Origin of the sequence: Micromonospora sp. AMSO12t, from assembly GCF_008806585.1 — a bacterium.
Taxonomy (GTDB): Bacteria; Actinomycetota; Actinomycetes; order Mycobacteriales; family Micromonosporaceae; genus Micromonospora; species Micromonospora reichwaldensis.
This window is the reverse complement of the sequence record NZ_WAAS01000059.1, coordinates 1-17,716: the sequence shown is the minus strand read 5'-3', so window position 1 is coordinate 17,716 and position 17,716 is coordinate 1. Positions and strand designations below refer to the sequence as shown.

13 protein-coding genes, 1 tRNA gene, 1 pseudogene and 1 riboswitch are annotated in these 17,716 nt (G+C 71.3%); of the genes and pseudogenes, 7 read left to right on the top strand and 8 right to left on the bottom strand.

Going from position 1 to position 17,716, the window contains the following annotated elements:
• The first annotated feature begins 183 nt into the window (after window positions 1–183).
• Both F6X68_RS12055 and F6X68_RS12050 read left to right on the top strand, forming a co-directional pair.
• Complete coding sequence (locus tag F6X68_RS12055; RefSeq protein ID WP_151454353.1) at window positions 184–996, top strand: alpha/beta fold hydrolase; 813 nt, start codon at window positions 184–186, stop codon at window positions 994–996.
• Window positions 997–1,459: 463 nt separating this feature from the next.
• Window positions 1,460–2,707 (top strand): annotated as a pseudogene (locus tag F6X68_RS12050) (MFS transporter).
• Between the two features lie 162 nt (window positions 2,708–2,869).
• On the opposite strand, the gene F6X68_RS12045 reads toward F6X68_RS12050, so the two are convergent.
• Window positions 2,870–2,943 (bottom strand) — tRNA-Gly (locus tag F6X68_RS12045).
• 423 nt (window positions 2,944–3,366) lie between these two features.
• On the opposite strand from F6X68_RS12045, the gene F6X68_RS12040 reads away from it, so the two are divergent.
• A complete protein-coding gene (locus tag F6X68_RS12040; RefSeq protein ID WP_151454352.1) occupies window positions 3,367–4,353 on the top strand; it encodes a zinc metalloprotease in 987 nt (328 codons plus the stop codon).
• A 140-nt stretch (window positions 4,354–4,493) separates the two neighbouring features.
• Here F6X68_RS12040 and F6X68_RS12035 read toward each other — a convergent pair whose 3' ends face one another.
• Complete coding sequence (locus F6X68_RS12035; protein WP_151454351.1) at window positions 4,494–5,045, bottom strand: pyridoxamine 5'-phosphate oxidase family protein; 552 nt, start codon at window positions 5,043–5,045, stop codon at window positions 4,494–4,496.
• 78 nt (window positions 5,046–5,123) lie between these two features.
• Here F6X68_RS12035 and dcd point away from each other — a divergent pair, with 78 nt between their 5' ends.
• A complete protein-coding gene (gene dcd, locus F6X68_RS12030) occupies window positions 5,124–5,702 on the top strand; it encodes a dCTP deaminase (protein ID WP_121397319.1) in 579 nt (192 codons plus the stop codon).
• 54 nt (window positions 5,703–5,756) lie between these two features.
• Here the strand turns inward: dcd and F6X68_RS12025 are convergent, their stop codons facing one another.
• Window positions 5,757–6,797, bottom strand: coding sequence for an NlpC/P60 family protein (locus tag F6X68_RS12025; protein WP_151454350.1), 1,041 nt, complete (start codon window positions 6,795–6,797; stop codon window positions 5,757–5,759).
• Window positions 6,798–6,809: 12 nt separating this feature from the next.
• Window positions 6,810–6,943: riboswitch (cyclic di-AMP (ydaO/yuaA leader) on the bottom strand.
• Window positions 6,944–7,181: 238 nt separating this feature from the next.
• Here F6X68_RS12025 and F6X68_RS12020 point away from each other — a divergent pair.
• The gene (locus F6X68_RS12020; protein ID WP_151454349.1) at window positions 7,182–9,206 is read left to right on the top strand and encodes an N-acetylmuramoyl-L-alanine amidase; all 2,025 of its coding nucleotides are present in this window, start codon (window positions 7,182–7,184) and stop codon (window positions 9,204–9,206) included.
• Between the two features lie 79 nt (window positions 9,207–9,285).
• Here F6X68_RS12020 and F6X68_RS12015 read toward each other — a convergent pair whose 3' ends face one another.
• From F6X68_RS12015 to F6X68_RS12005, 3 genes are all read right to left on the bottom strand, one after another.
• On the bottom strand, window positions 9,286–10,281 hold the full coding sequence (locus tag F6X68_RS12015) for an NlpC/P60 family protein (RefSeq protein WP_151454348.1): 996 nt from the start codon (window positions 10,279–10,281) through the stop codon (window positions 9,286–9,288).
• 144 nt (window positions 10,282–10,425) lie between these two features.
• Window positions 10,426–11,469: a hemolysin family protein gene (locus tag F6X68_RS12010; RefSeq protein WP_151454347.1), complete on the bottom strand. Its 1,044-nt coding sequence runs from the start codon at window positions 11,467–11,469 to the stop codon at window positions 10,426–10,428.
• Window positions 11,462–12,775 (bottom strand): hemolysin family protein, encoded by a 1,314-nt coding sequence (locus tag F6X68_RS12005; protein ID WP_151454365.1) that lies wholly within the window; start codon window positions 12,773–12,775, stop codon window positions 11,462–11,464. The genes F6X68_RS12010 and F6X68_RS12005 overlap by 8 nt, the downstream gene beginning before the upstream one ends.
• A 122-nt stretch (window positions 12,776–12,897) precedes the next feature.
• Here F6X68_RS12005 and F6X68_RS12000 point away from each other — a divergent pair, with 122 nt between their 5' ends.
• Entirely contained in the window at window positions 12,898–13,575 is a 678-nt protein-coding gene (locus F6X68_RS12000) for a GPP34 family phosphoprotein (RefSeq protein ID WP_151454346.1), read from the top strand.
• Window positions 13,576–13,635: 60 nt separating this feature from the next.
• On the opposite strand, the gene F6X68_RS11995 is transcribed toward F6X68_RS12000, so the two are convergent.
• Window positions 13,636–15,855, bottom strand: a complete 2,220-nt coding sequence (locus tag F6X68_RS11995) for a (Fe-S)-binding protein (protein WP_151454345.1) — start codon at window positions 15,853–15,855, stop codon at window positions 13,636–13,638.
• 406 nt (window positions 15,856–16,261) lie between these two features.
• Window positions 16,262–16,525: a cell division protein CrgA gene (locus F6X68_RS11990; RefSeq protein WP_151454344.1), complete on the bottom strand. Its 264-nt coding sequence runs from the start codon at window positions 16,523–16,525 to the stop codon at window positions 16,262–16,264.
• Between the two features lie 227 nt (window positions 16,526–16,752).
• On the opposite strand from F6X68_RS11990, the gene F6X68_RS11985 reads away from it, so the two are divergent.
• A complete protein-coding gene (locus tag F6X68_RS11985; protein ID WP_151454343.1) occupies window positions 16,753–17,559 on the top strand; it encodes a DUF881 domain-containing protein in 807 nt (268 codons plus the stop codon).
• Window positions 17,560–17,716 lie beyond the last annotated feature (157 nt).

Sequence of the window (17,716 nt, the reverse complement as noted above, 5' to 3'; positions counted from 1 at the left end):
TAGCACGCGCTATTGCCCTCCGCCGACCGATATGCGATAGACGTCCGCAGACCGATTTGCGATACCTCAGTGCGCTGATCGCGGCATGTGATTACGCTTCGACATTTGCCCCGCTGCACAATACGGCGACTGTTTCCACGCGCTGTGCTGGGTGTCGCGTCGGGCGTCTAGCGGAGGGGCGATATGGATTTCACGCTGCCGGACGGCCGGGTCCTGGGCTGGGCGGAGTACGGCGATCCGGACGGGCCGCCGGTGGTGTTCCTGCACGGCACGCCGGGCTCGCGGATCAGCCGCCCGGACGACACGGCGTTGGCGGGTGTCCGCCTGATCACCGTGGACCGGCCCGGGTACGGTCGGTCCACACCTGTCCGACAGCCGACGCTCCTCGGGGTCGCTGACGACGTCGGTGCACTGATGAGCTCTCTGCGGATCGAGCGCTTCGGGCTGATCGGGTTCTCTGGCGGCGCGCCGTACGCCGTGGCCTGTGGGGCCAGGTTCCCGCATCGACTGACCGGGGTGGTCGCCGCAGGCTTCACCGGCCCCTACCGAGAGCTGCGCACGGTGGGTGGCTGGCAGCGGTTTCAGGCGTGGGCCTTGCGGACCGTTCCGGGGTTCGGGCCCCGCTACGTGACCCGCGCCGCCGCATGGTATGCCGAGGATCCGCTCAAACAGCATCGGCAACTGCTTGCCGCGGGCCAGGACCCCTGGATGCAGCCCTACGAGGAGTCCAACCGCGAAGGTGCCCGCCAAGGCGCGGCCGGGCTGGCCAGCGACTGGCTCGCCACCGACATCCGCCCATGGGGGTTCCGCCTGCGCGACGTCCCCTGCCGCGTCCTCATCTGGGCTGGCCGACACGACCCCGGCCGAGCCGTCCCCGACGCACCGCTGATCGCCGCACGGATACCCAACGCCATGGTTCGGATCAGCGAGGACGCAGCCCACACGCCCTCGCCGGCCCACTGGCAAGCGATGCTGACGTGGGCAACGAGCGGCTGAGAATCGGCGGTCCCAAATGGCCGCGGAACCGGACGGATTGAAGCACATCCGCTACTCGGCATGACAGGGCATTGGTCGGGCGGCTGACCTGCCGCCCCTCGATCGCCGGACCTTGCCGCACATCACCTGACGGAGCTGTGTAGCAAACCGGCTGATCGCAGGCAGATGTGCACATCCGATCTGCCAGGGCGACGATGCCGCCCGCTGGCCGGCGAACGCGACGAGCCATACCCGCGCGATCGCCATGGCAGCGTCCGGTTCCCTATTGCGGCCCCACCGGTGGGGACTGTCGTTGCCCGCCGTGTCGAAATGTCTGGGCACGCCTGAGGGGTGCCGGGAACAATGTGGACATTCCGGCCGATGCGCGGCCCTGCCACGCTCAGGCCCTTGCTGGGCCCCGCGCCCTGATACCGCGCCTTAGCGTGGCAGGGTGGCAGCACCCCGCAGGGCACCGCCGTCGGAGATGAGCCGTCGGTTGACGTTCCTGTTCGCGTTGGCGGCGGGCGTGGCCATCGGCAACCTGTACTGGGCGCAGCCGCTACTCGGCTTCATTGCAGGCGACCTGCGCGCCACGACCGCGACAGCCGGCTGGCTCGTCACCATGACGCAGGTCGGGTACGCCGTCGGCGTGCTGCTGCTCGTACCGCTCGGTGACGTCCTGGACCGCCGCCGGTTCGTCCCGGTGATGCTGTTGACCTCGGCCGCCGCACTGCTGCTGTGCGCGCTGGCGCCGTCGATCGGTCTACTTCTCCTCGCACCCTTCAGCGGGGTGATGATCCGGCCCCGGTTGGTGTAGCCGGGGCCTGGCGGGTAACGACGACGAGGGGACGGCCCACTGGGCGTGCTCGGCATGACGACGATTTCCGGGCAGGTCCTCACACCGCTCGCCGGGGACCTGGCCGGCGACACCCACCGCGGTCGGATCGTCGGCGTCGTCGGGTCCGGGACCCTCACCGGGATCCTGGCCTCCCGCACGATCAGCGGGTTGGTCGCCGGCACCGCCGGGTGGCGTACGGTCTTCGCCCTCGCCGCGATCGTCGCCGTCCTGCTCGCGGTCGTGCTCTACCGCGCGATTCCACCGCTGGCACCGCGGACGCGCATGCCGTACCCGCAGCTCATCGCCTCGGTAGGCGCGGTGGTCATGCGGGAGCGGGCAGCCCGATGGACGCTGGTCCTGGCCGCCACAGGGTTCGCCACGTTCTCGCTGTTCTGGACGGCGCTGACGTTCCTGCTCAGCGGCCCACCGTTCCGGTACCCGGTAGCGGTGATCGGATTGTTCGGGTTGGCCGGCCTCGCTGGTGTCCTTTCCGGCCTGCACGGCGGTCGTCTGCACGACCGCGGCTGGTCGCTTGCGGCCACCGGCACGGCCTGGGTACTGGCCCTCGGCGCATTCGTCGTCGCGGCGTTCGCCGGCCGCTCCGTCGTACTCATCATCATCGCGATCATCATGCTCGATGTCGCCCTACAGACGCAGGCTCTCCTCAACCGGGCGCGGCTGTTCGCCCTGTCCCACGAGGCCCGCAGCCGGATCAACACGGCGCTGGCCACCGGCAACTTCATCGGCGCTGCTATCGGCTCCGCCGCCGCGATCACGCTCTGGTCTGCGGGCGGCTGGACAGCGATCACGATCGCGGGAGCGGTGCTCTGCTGCTTCGCGCTCACCGTGTGGGTGCTGGGACGTCGGGGCCCACTCGTGATCGCTTCGCCGTGACAGGAAGGCGGGCCGGACGCAGCCCGATGACCCGGACGACGGCATGGCCGCAGAGTGGTCCGGCGCCGGTAGTGGCCCGTGGATGGCCCGTGGCATGATCACGGGCTCGGGGAACGTCGAAGGCCCCGGTCGGGATCTGCGTCCTGACCAGGGCCTTTCGCGTGGAGCGGGTGACGGGAATCGAACCCGCACTGTCAGCTTGGGAAGCTGATGTTCTGCCATTGAACTACACCCGCAGGCGGCACCACTGTACCTGAGTCGTCACGACGCTGCACCCAGGTACCCCTCCGACACCACCAGGCGCCACGATCTTGGCAGCTAACGGCCCCCGGAGGGGCCTCAACTTACCAAGATCGCTCTGCGCCACCGCCCGCCGCCACCACGCCAGCCACGCCACCACCCCGCCGCGTCACCGTCAGCCACGAACCGCCCGGCCGCGTGGCACGACGTGCCCGAGTCGCGCGTCGTGGTCCGGATCCGGACCGCGGGTCGTGTCCCGCGTCAAGCAACGTCGATGCGCGCCCAGCCGCTGCCAGGAAAATTTCCACCGCGGCAACATATGGCCATTCTCAAATTCATCGATGGGTTGTAACGTCTGCCCAACGTTCCAGTCACGGCGTGACATACCCCCTGTCGCGTCGCCAGAAAGAGGTGGGCCCATGGGACTCCGTCCCAACCTGCTGACCCGGCGTACGGCCGGCGTCGCGTCGACGACCCTCGCGCTGCTGCTCAGCACCGCCGCCGTGGGGGTCGTACCGGCCGCTTCGGCCTTCTCCGCCGCCCCGACCGAGGTCTGCGTCGAGCCGGCCGACGTCCACTCGGACGCCCGCGTCAAGCCGGGCAGCGGCGCCAAGCACGAGCCGAACGAGCTGACCCTCGCGGAGACCCGCGAGCGCGAGGCCGACATGGCCGCCGCGCTGCGCGAGCGGGCCCGGTTCCGTACCGGCGCCGGGGCCTCCACGATGGCCGCCGCCGTCACCATCCCGGTGGTGGTGCACGTGATCCAGGAGAACAGCACCCGGGCCGGCGGCAACATCCCCGACTCGATGGTCAACTCGCAGATCAACGTGCTGAACCAGTCGTTCAGCGGGGCCACCGGCGGCGCGTCCACCGCGTTCAGCTTCCAGCTCCAGAAGATCAACCGGGTGACGAACCCGTCCTGGTACCCGATCGTGCAGGGCTCCTCGGCGGAGCGGTCGATGAAGACCTCGCTGCGTACGGGCGGCAAGAACACCCTCAACATCTACCTGGGTGAGCTGAGCAACGGCCTGCTCGGCTGGGCGACCTTCCCGACCCGCAACCTCAACAGCATGGACGGCGTCGTCGTGCTGAGCGAGTCGCTGCCGGGCGGCACCGCCACCAACTACAACCAGGGCGACACGGGCACCCACGAGGTCGGCCACTGGCTGAACCTCTACCACACCTTCCAGGGTGGCTGCTCCGGCTCGGGCGACAGCGTCAGCGACACCGCTGCCGAGGCGTCGCCGGCCTCCGGCTGCCCGACCGGGCGGAACACCTGCACCGCCCCCGGCGTCGACCCGATCACCAACTTCATGGACTACAGCTACGACTCCTGCATGTACCAGTTCACCGCCGGGCAGGCCAGCCGCATGCTGACCGCCTGGAACGCGTACCGCGCGGCGTAGTTACGCCGTACGACTCCACCGGTGCCGGCCTCGCTCGACGGGGCCGGCACCGGCGTCTGTGCGGCCGGGCACGCGGGGGTCGGGCGGTGGTCACGGTGCGGCGCCCCGGAGGGGGACGGCCCGGGGCGCCGCACCGCGTCTCAGGCGGCGGGGCGGGCGGCGTGGTCGCCGACGCGCCCCGACCGGGTCTCGGGCACCAGCGCGGTGCCGGCGTCAGCCGCGCGGGGGTCGAGCCACACCTGGACGGCGGGTCGGCCGTGCCACTCGCTGGCGCCGCCCGCGACGCCGGACTCGCGGCGGGCCAGCATCGCCACGTCGACGGTGAACTCGAAGACCCGCCAGTCGACCTGCGGCGCGGCCCGGTGGCTGCGGGCCAGCCGGGCGACCCGCGCCGGGTCGGTCACCGGCCGGGCGTGGCCGGCGACGTAGGCTTCGTCGTCGCTCTCCTCGGGCGGGAACGAATGCAGCGCGTAGCGGCCGTCGCGCTCCAGGTCGCGCCGCTTGGGCGAGTCGACGACGAAGCAGAAGAGCCCCTCGTCGGTGATCACCGGGGACACCGGGTGCACCCGGGGACCGCCGTCGGCGCGGACGGTGGCCAGGTAGCCGAAGCCCGGCCCGTACTGCTGCATGAGGAGGCGGATCCCGTCGGCGAGGCGGGGCTCGTCGGCGGCGAATTCGGACCAGGAAGCCATGCCGGCATTCTATCGAACAATTGTACGAAGATGCACTCCGACACGCAGGTCACGCGTGTCGGTCGCTAAGGTGTGCGGATGCTGCTCTCCGACCGCGACCTGGCCTCCGAGATCGAGGCGGGAACGCTCGCGCTGGAGCCGTTCGAGCCCGCGCTGGTGCAACCGTCCAGCATCGACGTACGCCTGGACAAGCTCTTCCGGGTCTTCAACAACCACCTCTACACCCACATCGACCCCGCGCAGCAGCAGGACGACCTCACGTCGATGGTCGAGGTGCCCGAGGGCGAGCCGTACGTGCTGCATCCGGGCGAGTTCGTGCTCGCCTCGACGCTGGAGGTGATCACGCTCGGCGACCAGCTCGCCGGCCGCCTGGAGGGGAAGAGCTCACTGGGCCGGCTGGGCCTGCTCACCCACTCCACGGCGGGCTTCATCGACCCGGGCTTCTCCGGTCACGTGACCCTCGAACTGTCCAACGTCGCGAACCTGCCGATCACCCTCTGGCCGGGCATGAAGATCGGTCAGCTCTGCATCTTCCGGCTCTCGTCGCCGGCGCAGCACCCGTACGGCTCGGCCGTCTACGGCTCGCGCTACCAGGGGCAGCGTGGCCCGACCCCGAGCCGCTCCTGGCAGCACTGGCGCACCTGGCCCACCCGCTGACCCGACCTGCGAGCGCGCGGAGGGCCCCCGCCGGGCAGGGACCCTCCGCGCGCCTCAGCCGGGTCGGCCGTAGCTGTGGATCGGGCCGTCGTCGACCTTCTTCATCTTGATCGGCACCCCGGCGCGGGAGGCGTGCACCACCCAGCCCCCGCCGACGTACATGCCGACGTGGTGCAGGTCGCTGTAGTAGAAGACGAGGTCGCCCGGGCGCAGCTCGCCCCGGCTCACGGACGCCGTGGCCCGGCGCTGCTGCGCGGCGTTGTGCGGCAGCGACACCCCCGCCTTCGCCCAGGCGGCGAGCATCAGGCCGGAGCAGTCGTACGAGTTCGGCCCCTCGGCGCCCCAGACGTAGGGCTTGCCGATCTGTGCGCAGGCGAACTTCACGGCGGTGCCCGCCGGGCCGCCGGGATAGCCGGCCGGGCAGGGGGCGGGACGCAGCGGCCCGCCGCCGCCGTTGCCGTAGACCCGCAGCCGTAGCTTCTGCAACCGGTCGATCTCGGCGTTGATCTGCTTCTTCTTCGCCGCGAGCTGGGCCTCGGTGCGGCTGAGCTGGACGACCATCTCGTCCAGCGGCGCCTTCTTGGCGGCCAGCCGGTCGCGCAGCTCGGCGACCTGCCGCACGTCCTGCTGCTGGTGCTGGGCGAACTGGTCGAGCAGTTCGAGCTGCCCGATCATCTCGCTCGGTGAGCGGCTGCCCAGCAGGGCGTTGACGGCGGAGACGTTCTCGCCCTTGTAGGCGCGGGCTGCCAGCGCGCCGACCTTCTCCATCGCCTGGTCGACCTGCTTCTCCAGCGGCCCGATCTGCGCGGCGAGCGCGTCGGCCTGCTTCCGCCTGGCGGCCAGGTCCTGGCGGGTGGCGTTGTGCCGTTCGATGATCGGTTCGAGCTTGTTCCAGTCCTCGTCGATCTGCCGCTCGATCTCGGCGACCGTCGGTTCGGCGTGGGCCGCCGTGGCGCCGCCGGTCAGGACGACGGCGAACGCGGCCAGGGCGGCGAGGGCGGTGGTGCAGCGGTACCAGCGTGGGCGCGGCGCAGCCGTCACCGGGTCGGCGAGGGCCGACCGGGCCGACGGTGGCCGCGGGGCATGGTGTGCCACCGGGCTTCGTACTCCTTCTTCCGTACCGCCTACCGGGTTAGCTGACGGGTTCGGGCGGGAAGGGGCGCCCTACCGCAGGACTGCGGATTCACCCCGGGGAACCTGGGTCCCCGGCTCGCTCGGGAGCGACTCGGCGGTGTCGGACCGTCACCGCCCTGGTTGGACGGAATGTCACCGGCCGACGAATGACCAGAGTAGAGACGACCGTTATCGATCCGCAACCCTACGGGCAGTGACACTCCGTACCCACCCGGATCGGGCGGATCCGCAACCCGGGCGACGAAGATTTTCTTCCTTCTGAAGTGTCTGACGGAAAGGTATTGACCAGAGGCGGCGGACGGGGCGAAGGTGACCCCACCTTTGCCCGTCCGAACTGGGGGTCTGATGCACCTGTCAGCGACATCGAGGAGCAGACGCGTCCTGCTGGCCGCCGCCGTGGCCGCCGCCATGGCGGCGACGCCGCTCACCGCCGCCGGATCCGCCGCCGCGGCAGCGCCGGTGAACGACCGGCAGCAGCAGTACGCCGCCGCGGCCGCCGAGTACGGCGTACCGGAAAGCGTCCTGCTCGGGGTCTCCTACCTGCAGTCCCGCTGGGACACCAACGCCGGCACGCCGAGCACCAGCGGCGGCTACGGACCGATGCACCTCACCGACGCCGAGCACGTCACCGCCCTCGCCGGCGGCACGCACCACGACGAGGGCACCGAGGACCCGCGCGGCGACGACTCCCGCCCGTCCCTGGCCGAGGCGGGCGAGCCGCCGGCCGCCACGCCGCCCGCCGAGGCCGCGCTGCGGACCGTCGACGCCGCCGCCGAGTTGACCGGCGCCAGCGAGGAGTCGCTGCGGACGGACGTCACGGCGAACATCCGGGGCGGCGCGGCGCTGCTGGCCGCGTACCAGAAGGAGATCGGCGCCCCGGTCGGCGCCGGCACCGACCCGGCGGCCTGGTACGGCGCGGTGGCCCGGTACTCCGGCGCGGACAGCGCCGACGCCGCGGCGGCCTTCGCCAACGAGGTGTACGCCACCATCGCCACGGGCGACAGCCGGGTGACCGACGACGGGCAGCGGGTCACGCTGGCCGGCCGGGCGGTCCAGCCGGACCGCTCCTGGCTGGACCGGCTGCGCCTGCGCAAGCTCGCCCGGCCGGACGGGCTGGAGTGCCCGAGCGACATCTCCTGCGAGTGGATCCCGGCGCCGTACGAGAACTACGGCCCCACCCTGGGCGACTACGGCAACCACGACCTGGGCAACCGTCCCACCCAGCAGAAGATCGAGTACATCGTCATCCACGACACCGAGGGCTACTTCGGCCCCAGCGTCAACCTGGTCAAGGACCCGAAGTGGGTGGGTTGGCACTACACCCTGCGCTCGGTGGACGGGCACATCGCCCAGCACATCAAGACCAAGAACGTCGGCTGGCACGCCGGCAACTGGTACGTGAACGCCAAGTCCATCGGCCTCGAACACGAGGGCTTCGCCGGGCACGGCACCTGGTACACCGAGGCGATGTACCGCACCTCCGCCAAGCTGGTCCGCCACCTGGCGCGGGCGTACAACATCCCGCTGGACCGCAACCACATCATCGGGCACGACAACGTCCCCGGCACCGTCGCCGCGAACGTGCGCGGCATGCACTGGGACCCGGGACCGTACTGGGACTGGTCGCACTACTTCGACCTGCTGAAGGCGCCGTTCAAGTCGACCGGCACGCACCGGACCGGGCTGGTCACCATCGACCCGGACTTCGCCACCAACCAGCCGCCGTTCACCGGCTGCAACCGGCAGCCTCCGGGCGTGCCGAACCCGCCCCCGGCGACGGCCCCCTGCCCGCTGCGCGGCTCCTCCGCGCTGTTCCTGCACAACGCCCCGAGCCACGACGCGCCGCTGGTCAACGACATCGCGCTGCGGCCCGACGGCACCCCGAACACCACGTACGTCTCCGACCACGGCGCCCGCGTCTCGGCCGGCCAGACGTACGCGCTTGCCGAGGTGCAGGGCGACTGGACCGCGATCTGGTACCTCGGCCAGAAGGGGTGGTTCCACAACCCGGCCGCCAAGCCGACGGCGAAGTGGACCGTCGGGTTCGTGGTGACCCCGAAGGCCGGTAAGGCCACCATCCCGGTGTACGGCCGGGCCTACCCGGAGCAGGCCGCGTACCCGGAGGGCGTGCCGTACCAGGCGATCTCGCCGCTGCAGTACACGCTCTCGGCCGGCCAGCGGTACGCCGTCGGCAACCTGCTCCCCGGCGAGTACTACCGGGCCACCACGTTCGACGGCTCCGCTCCCCACGACCAGACGGTCGTCCGGGGCGACAACAGGTACGTGCAGGTCCAGTTCGGTCACCGGATCATGTACGTCAACCTGGACGATGTGAACCTGGTGCCGTCCCCGCTGGGCGCGCCCCGCTGATCCCACCGCACGACGAGGGCCCCCGGTCGATCCGACCGGGGGCCCTCGTGTCGTTGCGGGTGCGGGACGAGCTGGCCCGTCAGGGCCGGCGGAACCCGGCCACCGGCATCGTGTTGATGCTGGAGACGTTTACCGGTTTGCCGGCCCGCGGCGCGTGCACCATCTTGTCGTTGCCGAGGTAGAGGCCGACGTGACTCAGGTCGGACTTGAAGAAGACCAGGTCACCCGGGCGCGCCTCAGAGCGTGGGATGGCCTTGCCCTCGTTCCACTGCGCACCCGTGAAGTGCGTCAGGTGGACCCCCGCCGCCTTGTAGGCGTACTGGGTGAGGCCGGAGCAGTCGAACGAGTTCGGGCCGGTGGCACCCCAGACGTACGGGTCGCCGACCTGCGCGCAGGCGGTCCGGATCGCGGTACGGGCCTTCTCGCTGACCACCCCGTTGATGGTCGGGCACTTCTCCGTCTTGACCGTCGTCACCGGCATCGACGCCTCGAGCTTCTTGATGTCGGCGTCGATCTGCTTCTTCTTCGCGGCCAGGTCGTTCTGCTGCTTCGTCTGCGACACGATGAGCGTGTCGAGCTTCTGCTTCTCCGTGTCGTACTTCTGGCGGACCCGGGTCACGCCCTCGAGCTGCTTGCGCTCCTGCGCGGCCAGCCGGTCCAGCAGCGTCAGCTGCTCGGTCAGCGTGTCGGGCTTGGCGCTGACCAGCAGCGCGCCGATGTCGTGGGACGGGCCGGAGATGTAGTAACGGGAGGCGAGATCGCCGACCCGGTCCATCGCCAGCTCGCTCTCCAGCGCCAACGGCTGGATCTTCTTCTGCAGGTCCTCCGACTTCTTGCGGTTGACCTTCAGCTGCGCCCGCACCTTGTTGTACTGCTCGATGGTGGGCTCGAGCTGCTCCCACTTCTGGTCGATCGCGGCCTCGATCTCGTCGACCGAGGGCTCGGCGTGGGCGGGCGCGGCCAGCATGCCGGCGCCGACCGCCGCCGCGGCGACCAGGGTGAGCAGACGGTGGGCGACCCTGCGCAGGCCACCCGGACGAGCAGACCGTCCCGGTGCGTGACGATGAGGGGGCATGGTTGCCACCGGCACCGACTCCTTTTGCAACCCGGCCGCTTGGCGCCTCGCGCGAGGGAAGAGGGGCGAGACAGACGACCCACAGCGGCCGGTGCCCAACATTAGGGAAGGCCGGCAGCGGAATCAAGGCGATCGAGGGCCACTTCACGCCTGCGCAACCGCTTGCGTACCAAGGGTGTCGGCCCGCCTGCCGACGATCGCAGTCAATACGTCGTCGAGCGTGACCACCCCGAGGGGGCGGCGACCGTCGCTGACCAGCACCATGTGCCGCCGCTCCCGGCGCATCGACAGCAACAGGTCGGCGAGCGTACGGTCCGGCGGCACCACCGCCAACGGCCGGTAGACGTCCGCCGGCACGGGGGCCCGCCGGCTCGCGCCCGCGTACCCGAGCACGTCCTTGACGTGCACGAAGCCGAGCACCCGGCGGGTGTGTCGCTGCACCACCGGGAAGCGGGACCGCCCCGTCAGGGTGGCCAGCACCTCCAGCGAGGCGGGCGAGACGTCCTCGGCCACCGTGGTCACCGTGGACCACGGTTGCAGGGCGTCGGCGGCCGTCCGGCTGTGCAACGCGAGCGCGCCCGTGATCCGGGCGTGCTCCTCCGCGTCGAGCAGCCCCTCCGTACGCGCCTGCGACACCAGCCCGGCCAGCTCCTCGGCGGTGAAGACCGTCTTCACGGCCTCGGCCGCCTCGACCCGCCACAGTCCCAGCACCCGGCGCGACGCCCACTTCATCGCCACCAGCAGCGGCTTGGTGGCCAGGCAGAACGCCAGCATCGCCGGCCCCAGCCAGAGCGCCGACGGCTCCGGCCCGGCCAGGGTGATGTTCTTCGGCACCATCTCGCCGACCACGGTGTGCAGGAAGACCACCACCCCGAGGGCGAGCACGAAGGCCACCGGGTGGACCACCCCCTCCGGCAGCCGCGCCGCGCGGAACGCAGGCTCCAGCAGGTGCGCGAGGGCGGGCTCGGCGATCGCGCCCAGCCCCAGCGAGCAGATGGTGATGCCGAGCTGCGCCCCGGCGATCATGAGCGGGATCTGGTTCATCGCCGACAACGCCCAGCGGGCCCGCTTCGAGCCGGCCGCCAACGGCTCGACCACCGTGCGCCGGGACGCGATCAGCGCGAACTCGCTGCCCACGAAGAACGCGTTGCCGAGCAGCAGCGCGACGGTGACCAGCAGCTCAGGCATCGCCGTCCGGCTCCTCGGGACGGAGCACCCGGACCTGCTCGATCCGGTGCCGCTCGACCTCCACGACGGTGAACTCGAAGCCCGACTCGTCGACCGTCTCGCCCGCGAGCGGGATGTGCCCCAGCCGGGCCATCAGGAACCCGGCGAGCGTCTCGTACGGCCCCTCGGGCAGCCGGAAGCCGGTCTGCTCCGCCAGCTCGTCGGAGCGCAGCACCCCGTCGACGAGGACCGTCCGCTCCCCGCCCGGCACCCTCAGCCCGACCGCGCCGACGTCGTCCACCGCGGCCGGGTCGAACTCGTCGGCGATCTCCCCGACCAGCTCCTCCACGAGGTCCTCCGTGGTGACCACGCCGTCGGTGCCGCCGTACTCGTCGACGACGATGGCGAGGTCGGCACCCGCGCTGCCGAGCGCGGCCAGTACGCCGTCGAGGTCCAGGCTCTCCGGCACGTACACCGGTTCGCGGGCCACCGACCCGACCGTTGTCGAGCCGCGCAGGGCCAGCGGCACGCCCAGCGCGTCCGGCACCCCGGCGACGCCGGTCACCAGGTCGAGGGTCTCCTCGTACACCGGGAACCGGGTCCGCCCGGTCCGGCGGGACAGCGCCAGCAGCTCCGCCACGGTGGCGGTGGCCCGCAGCGCGACCACGTCGACCCGCGGGGTCATCGCCTCGGCGGCCCGCTTGTCGCCGAACCGGATGGTCCGGCGCAGCAGCATGGCGGTGTCCGGCGGCAGCGCCCCGGCCCGCGCCGAGATGGCCGCCAGCAGCCCCAGTTCCTCCGGCGAGCGGGCGCTGGCCAGTTCCTCCTGCGGCTCCACGCCCAGCAGCCGGACGAGGCGGTTCGCCGAGTCGTTCAGCGCCCGGATCAGCCAGCCGAAGGCGCGGGAGAAGGCGCGCATCGGGCCGGCGGTCGCGAGGGCGGTGGGCATCGGCCGGGCCAGCGCGAGGTTCTTCGGCACCAGTTCGCCGAAGAGCATGGAGAGCAGGGTGGCCAGGGCCAGGGCGAGGAACGGGGTGAACCGGCCGGCGGCGTCCCCGGCGACCGGCCGCAGCAGCGGGGTGAAGAGGCGGGCCAGGGCGGGCTCGGCCAGGTAGCCCGTGAGCAGCGCGGTGAGGGTGATGCCGAGCTGCGCCCCGGAGAGCTGGAAGGAGAGCTCCCGCAGCGCCCGGCGTACGGTCGCGGCCCGGTTGTCACCCGCGGTCGCCCGCCGCTCGATCTCGGGGCGGTCCACCGTGACCAGGGCGAACTCGGCCGCGACGAAGAACGCGTTGCCGCCGGTCAGCAGCACGAAGCCGACCAGGGGCAGCAGCGTGGTCAGCAGCAGGCCATCGATGGTCGTCTCACCTCGGCGAAATTCTCGCACGGGCGGCGGCCCCGGTCACGGGCGGAAGATCTGCCGGGCTCGCCGGCCCCGGCTACCGTCGGTGCATGGCCCCGCTCACGCTCGCCCACGAACTCGCCCTGCTCGGCTACGACGACGCGGGCGTCAACCAGCTCGGCCGGCCCACGCTCGACTACGGCCTGGCCGGCGCCCTGCTGCTGGAGCTGACGCTCGCCGGTCGGGTCGAGGTCGCCGACGACCGGCTCGTGGTGACCGATCCGACCCCCGTCGGGCAGCGGCAGCTCGACGACGCGCTGACCCGGATCGCCACCGAGCCGAAGCGGCGCAAGCCGAAGGACTGGGTCAGCCGGCTCGCTAAGGACCTGCCCGAGCAGGTGCTGGACGGGCTGGTCACCGCCGGTGTGCTGCGCCGCGACTCGGACAAGGTGCTGTGGATCTTTCCGCGTACCCGCTATCCGTCCACCACCGGCGCGGAGCCGGCGGTGGAGACGCAGGCCCGGCAGCGGATGGTCGCCGCCGTGGCCGCGGACGGCCCGGTGGACGGGCGGACGGCCGCGCTCATCGGCCTCGTCCGGGCCGTCGGCCTGGACCGCAAGCTCTTCGCGGAGCTGCCGAAGGAGCACGTCAAGCGCCGGCTGACCGAGATCGCCGCCGGGGACTGGGCGTCCGCCGCCACGAAGAAGGCCATCGAGGAGATCCAGGCGGTCATCCTGATCACGACCACCACGGCCGTCACCACCACGATCATCACCACGACCTCCTGAACGACGACGGCGGCGGCACCGGAGGGTGCCGCCGCCGTCGGGCGTCGCAGGGGGTACGCGTCAGCCGGCCGCCGGCGCCCGCTCGGTGTCGCCCGGCGCCTGCTCGGGCTTGACCGAGCGGAGCAGCACGCTGGCCACGTCGACGACCTCGACCTGCTCGCCGGCGCCCTTGCCGTTCACCCCGTCGTTGAGCATCGTCGAGCAGAACGGGCAGCCGACGGCGACCGTCTTCGCCCCGGTGGACATGGCCTCCTCGACCCGGTCCACGTTGATCCGCTTGCCGATCTTCTCCTCCATCCACATCCGGGCGCCGCCGGCGCCGCAGCAGAAGGAGCGCTCGCTGTTGCGCGGCATCTCGATGAGGCCGCCGTCGCCGCTCGCGCCGTCCCCGCCGGCGATGGCGCTGCTGAGCACCTCACGCGGCGGGGCGAAGACCCGGTTGTGCCGGCCCAGGTAGCAGGGGTCGTGGTAGGTCACGCCACCGTCGACCGGCTGCACCGGGGTGAGCTTGCCGGTGGCGACCAGGTGCGCCAGGAGCTGGGTGTGGTGGACCACCTCGAACTCGCCGCCGAGCTGGCCGTACTCGTTGCCGAGGGTGTTGAAGCAGTGCGGGCAGGTCGCGACGATCTTCCGCTTGCTCTTCTCCCGGCCCTCGAACGCCTCGTTGAGGGTCTCGACGTTCTGCTGGGCGAGCATCTGGAAGACGAACTCGTTGCCGATGCGGCGGGCCGGGTCGCCGGAGCAGGTCTCGCCCTCGCCGAGGATCGCGAACTTCACGCCCGCCTCGTTGAGCAGCGTGGCGACCGCCCGGGTGGTCTTCTTGGCCCGGTCCTCGAACGCGCCGGCGCAGCCGACCCAGAAGAGGTACTCGAAGTCGTCGACCTCGCCGACCCGCGGCACCTCGAAGTCCAGGCCCTTGGTCCAGTCCTCGCGGGTGTTCTGCGGGGCGCCCCACGGGTTGCCCTTGTTCTCCAGGTTGCGCAGCATCACGCCGGCCTCCGACGGGAAGCTCGACTCGATGAGCACCTGGTAGCGGCGCATGTCGACGATGTGGTCGACGTGCTCGATGTCGACCGGGCACTGCTCGACGCAGGCACCGCAGGTGGTGCAGGACCAGAGCACGTCCGGGTCGATGATGCCGCCTTCCTCGGCGGTGCCGATCAGCGGCTTCTCGGCCTCGGCGAGCGCGAGGACGTCCATGTGGGCGAGCTGGGCGGCGGTGGCCTTCTCCTCGCCGGTTAGGTCCTTGCCGCCGCCGGCCAGCAGGTACGGCGCCTTCGCGTACGCGTGGTCGCGCAGGCTCAGCACCAGCAGCTTCGGCGACAGCGGCTTGCCGGTGTTCCAGGCCGGGCACTGCGACTGGCAGCGGCCGCACTCGGTGCAGGTGCTGAAGTCCAGCAGGCCCTTCCAGGTGAACTGCTCGACCTGGGCGACCCCGAACTGGTCCTTCTCGGGGTCGGCCTCCTCGAAGTCCAGCGGCTTGCCCTGGCTCGTCATGGGGCGCAGCGCGCCGAGGCCGGAGACGTTGGCGCCCGGGTCACGCTTGAAGAAGATGTTGAAGAAGGCCAGGAAGCGGTGCCAGGCGACGCCCATGGTGACGTTCAGCGAGATCACGATGAGCCAGGTCATCGAGATGACGATCTTGACGAGCGCGGCGACGCTGACGCCGGCCGCCCAGTTCGGCAGCACCCCGCCGACGGCGTGGCTGAGCGGGGCGGCCCAGACCGGGTACTCGAAGTGGTCGGTGGCGACCTTGAAGCCCCGGATGACGAAGCCCATGATCAGTACGGCGAGGATGATGCCCTCGACGAAGTAGCCCTGCCACATGGTCGAGCCGGTGAACCGGGACTTCCCGCCCGGCCGGGTGGGCCGGTTGCGGAGCCGGATCGCGATCAGCACCAGGATGCTGACGATGCCCAGGATCGCGAGCCACTCGGTGACCAGCCCGTAGATCGCCCAGTTGCCGACCAGCGGCAGCCCGCCGGTCGGGGAGACGACCTCGAAGTACGCCTCCAGCACCAGCAGCGACAGCACGATGAAGCCGACCATCACGAACCAGTGCGCCGCACCCACCACGCTCCAGCGGAGCATGCGGGTGTGGCCGGCGGTCTCGGCCAGCATCGTCTTCGTGCGGGTGCCCGGGTCACCGAAGCGGGTCGGGTCCGGCTGACCCAGCCGGATGACGGCCACCATCTTCATGACCGCGCGTACCGCAAGCCACACCGCCACGGCGGTGATGGCGAACGCGAGGATCGTGGTGACGATCTGGACGCTGCCCATCGAGTTGGCCTCCCGGTCTGCTGCCTGTCGAGCGGCTCGGCGACCGGGGCCCGGGTCAGGGCACGACCGGCGAGCAACAGCTGCCGCACCCTCGACCGGACCGGTCGATGACCTCGCTCCGCTCGGTCATGCAGTGCAGCCTACGCGCAAGGTTACCCAGGAGTAACGTGAGTCATCTCGCACCGGGCCGCGCCGCCCTGCGCACACCTTAGGGCGAAGACACCCCAACCGCCGGGTAGGGGCTCCACCGAGTGACATGGATTGCCACCCACCGGCCGGGGCCGGACGGCGTCGACGGCAGGGCTGACCGCGCCCGGACGACCCCGCCGCCGGTCCGGCGGCGGGGTGCGGCACTCAGCGCCGACGAGTGAGCGGGACGCTCAGCGCCGGCAGGTGAGCGGGACGCTCAGCGCCAGCGGGAGAGCAGGATCAGGGAGGCGACCATCGCGCCGAAGCCCACCGCGAGGTTCCAGTAACCCCACGACATGACCGGGTACTCCTGCTCGGAGAGGTAGTAGATCACCAGCCAGCCGATGCCGAAGACGATGAGGGCGACCGCCGAGACCGGGAGCCACACCGGGCTAGGCTTGCGCGTCGCCGCCGTCGCCGTCGGACGGACGTCCGTCGGCGGGGTGTACACCTTCTTCTTGCGAACCTGAGACTTGGGCACGACGCTCTCCAGAGGGGTTACGACCTCGTCCGGCCTGACAACCGGGCGCGGGGGCGACGGTCCATGGCCAATAATGTTCGACAGCTAGCGTAGTCCCGAAGGCCCGTCCAATCCACGAATGGGGCGAGGCCAGTGCACGGAGTGACCGAAAAAGGCGGGACTGTTCGGGTCGCCGCGGCGGCTCGCGCCTCCGCGGGCTGAACCAGACGACGGGGAAGGAACGCTCGGTGGAGTACACATCCGGCGCGGCCTCCTGGCAGAAGGTGCTCCGGCGGGCGGTCGCCGGGCTGCTGCCTCGACGCCCGCGGCAGCGACGACCGGGCTGGTCGATCGGGGTGCCGCTGATCGCCGCCGCGGCCGGGCTGCTCTTCACCACCACGGCGACCACCGCGGGCGGCACCGCCCTGCGCGAGGACCGCCGACCCCAGCTCAACCAGTTGATCGAGGACCGGCGCGCGGAGGTGGCGGCCAGCGAGCGGCGGGCGTCCGACCTGCGCGCCGAGGTCGAGGGCCGCACCAGCGCCCTGGCCAGCTCCGACGGGCCGATCAGGGAACAGCAGGACCGGGCCGCCGCCAGCCGGGCGGACGCCGGCTTCACCGCGCTCGCCGGCTCCGGGGTGACGGTGGAACTCGACGACGCGCCCCGGCGCAACGACGGCACGCTGCCCGCCGGGGCCACCAACGACGACCTGGTCGTCCATCAGGGAGACGTGCAGGCGGTGGTGAACGCCCTCTGGGCGGGTGGCGCCGAGGCCATGTCCATCATGAACGTCCGCGTGCTGTCGACCAGCGCGGTACGCTGCGTGGGTAACACCCTGCTGCTGCACGGCCGGGTGTACTCCCCACCATTCAAGATCGTAGCAATCGGCGACCCCGCTGCCCTGCAGCAGGCCCTCGCCGACTCACAGGGAGTCCGGTTGTTCAGGGACCTGGTCGACGACTACAAGCTCGGTTACAAGGAGACCGTCTCCTCGGTGACCGTGCCGGCGTTCGAGGACTCGACCACGCTGCGCTCGGCGACGGTGCCCAGGTGAACCGCGTACCGGACGACCGGCCCGAGGACCGCGACGGCCGGGTGAGCTCCGAGTAGACGCTCTTGTAGCCCTCACCGGTCTGCTCCGGGCGCAACTGGACCACCCGCTCGCCCCGGCGTGGCCGAGGCTGCTCGGCGGGAGTGTCGGAGCCCTCCGG

What these genes read in the sequence shown, in the direction of transcription:
- F6X68_RS12015 (WP_151454348.1), bottom strand. Translation starts at nt 10,281, where the DNA reads ATGCCCCCTCATCGTCACGCACCGGGACGGTCTGCTCGTCCGGGTGGC.
- F6X68_RS12020 (WP_151454349.1), top strand. Translation starts at nt 7,182, where the DNA reads ATGCACCTGTCAGCGACATCGAGGAGCAGACGCGTCCTGCTGGCCGCC.
- F6X68_RS12000 (WP_151454346.1), top strand. Translation starts at nt 12,898, where the DNA reads ATGGCCCCGCTCACGCTCGCCCACGAACTCGCCCTGCTCGGCTACGAC.
- F6X68_RS12040 (WP_151454352.1), top strand. Translation starts at nt 3,367, where the DNA reads ATGGGACTCCGTCCCAACCTGCTGACCCGGCGTACGGCCGGCGTCGCG.
- F6X68_RS12055 (WP_151454353.1), top strand. Translation starts at nt 184, where the DNA reads ATGGATTTCACGCTGCCGGACGGCCGGGTCCTGGGCTGGGCGGAGTAC.
- F6X68_RS12035 (WP_151454351.1), bottom strand. Translation starts at nt 5,045, where the DNA reads ATGGCTTCCTGGTCCGAATTCGCCGCCGACGAGCCCCGCCTCGCCGAC.
- F6X68_RS12010 (WP_151454347.1), bottom strand. Translation starts at nt 11,469, where the DNA reads ATGCCTGAGCTGCTGGTCACCGTCGCGCTGCTGCTCGGCAACGCGTTC.
- F6X68_RS11995 (WP_151454345.1), bottom strand. Translation starts at nt 15,855, where the DNA reads ATGGGCAGCGTCCAGATCGTCACCACGATCCTCGCGTTCGCCATCACC.
- dcd (WP_121397319.1), top strand. Translation starts at nt 5,124, where the DNA reads ATGCTGCTCTCCGACCGCGACCTGGCCTCCGAGATCGAGGCGGGAACG.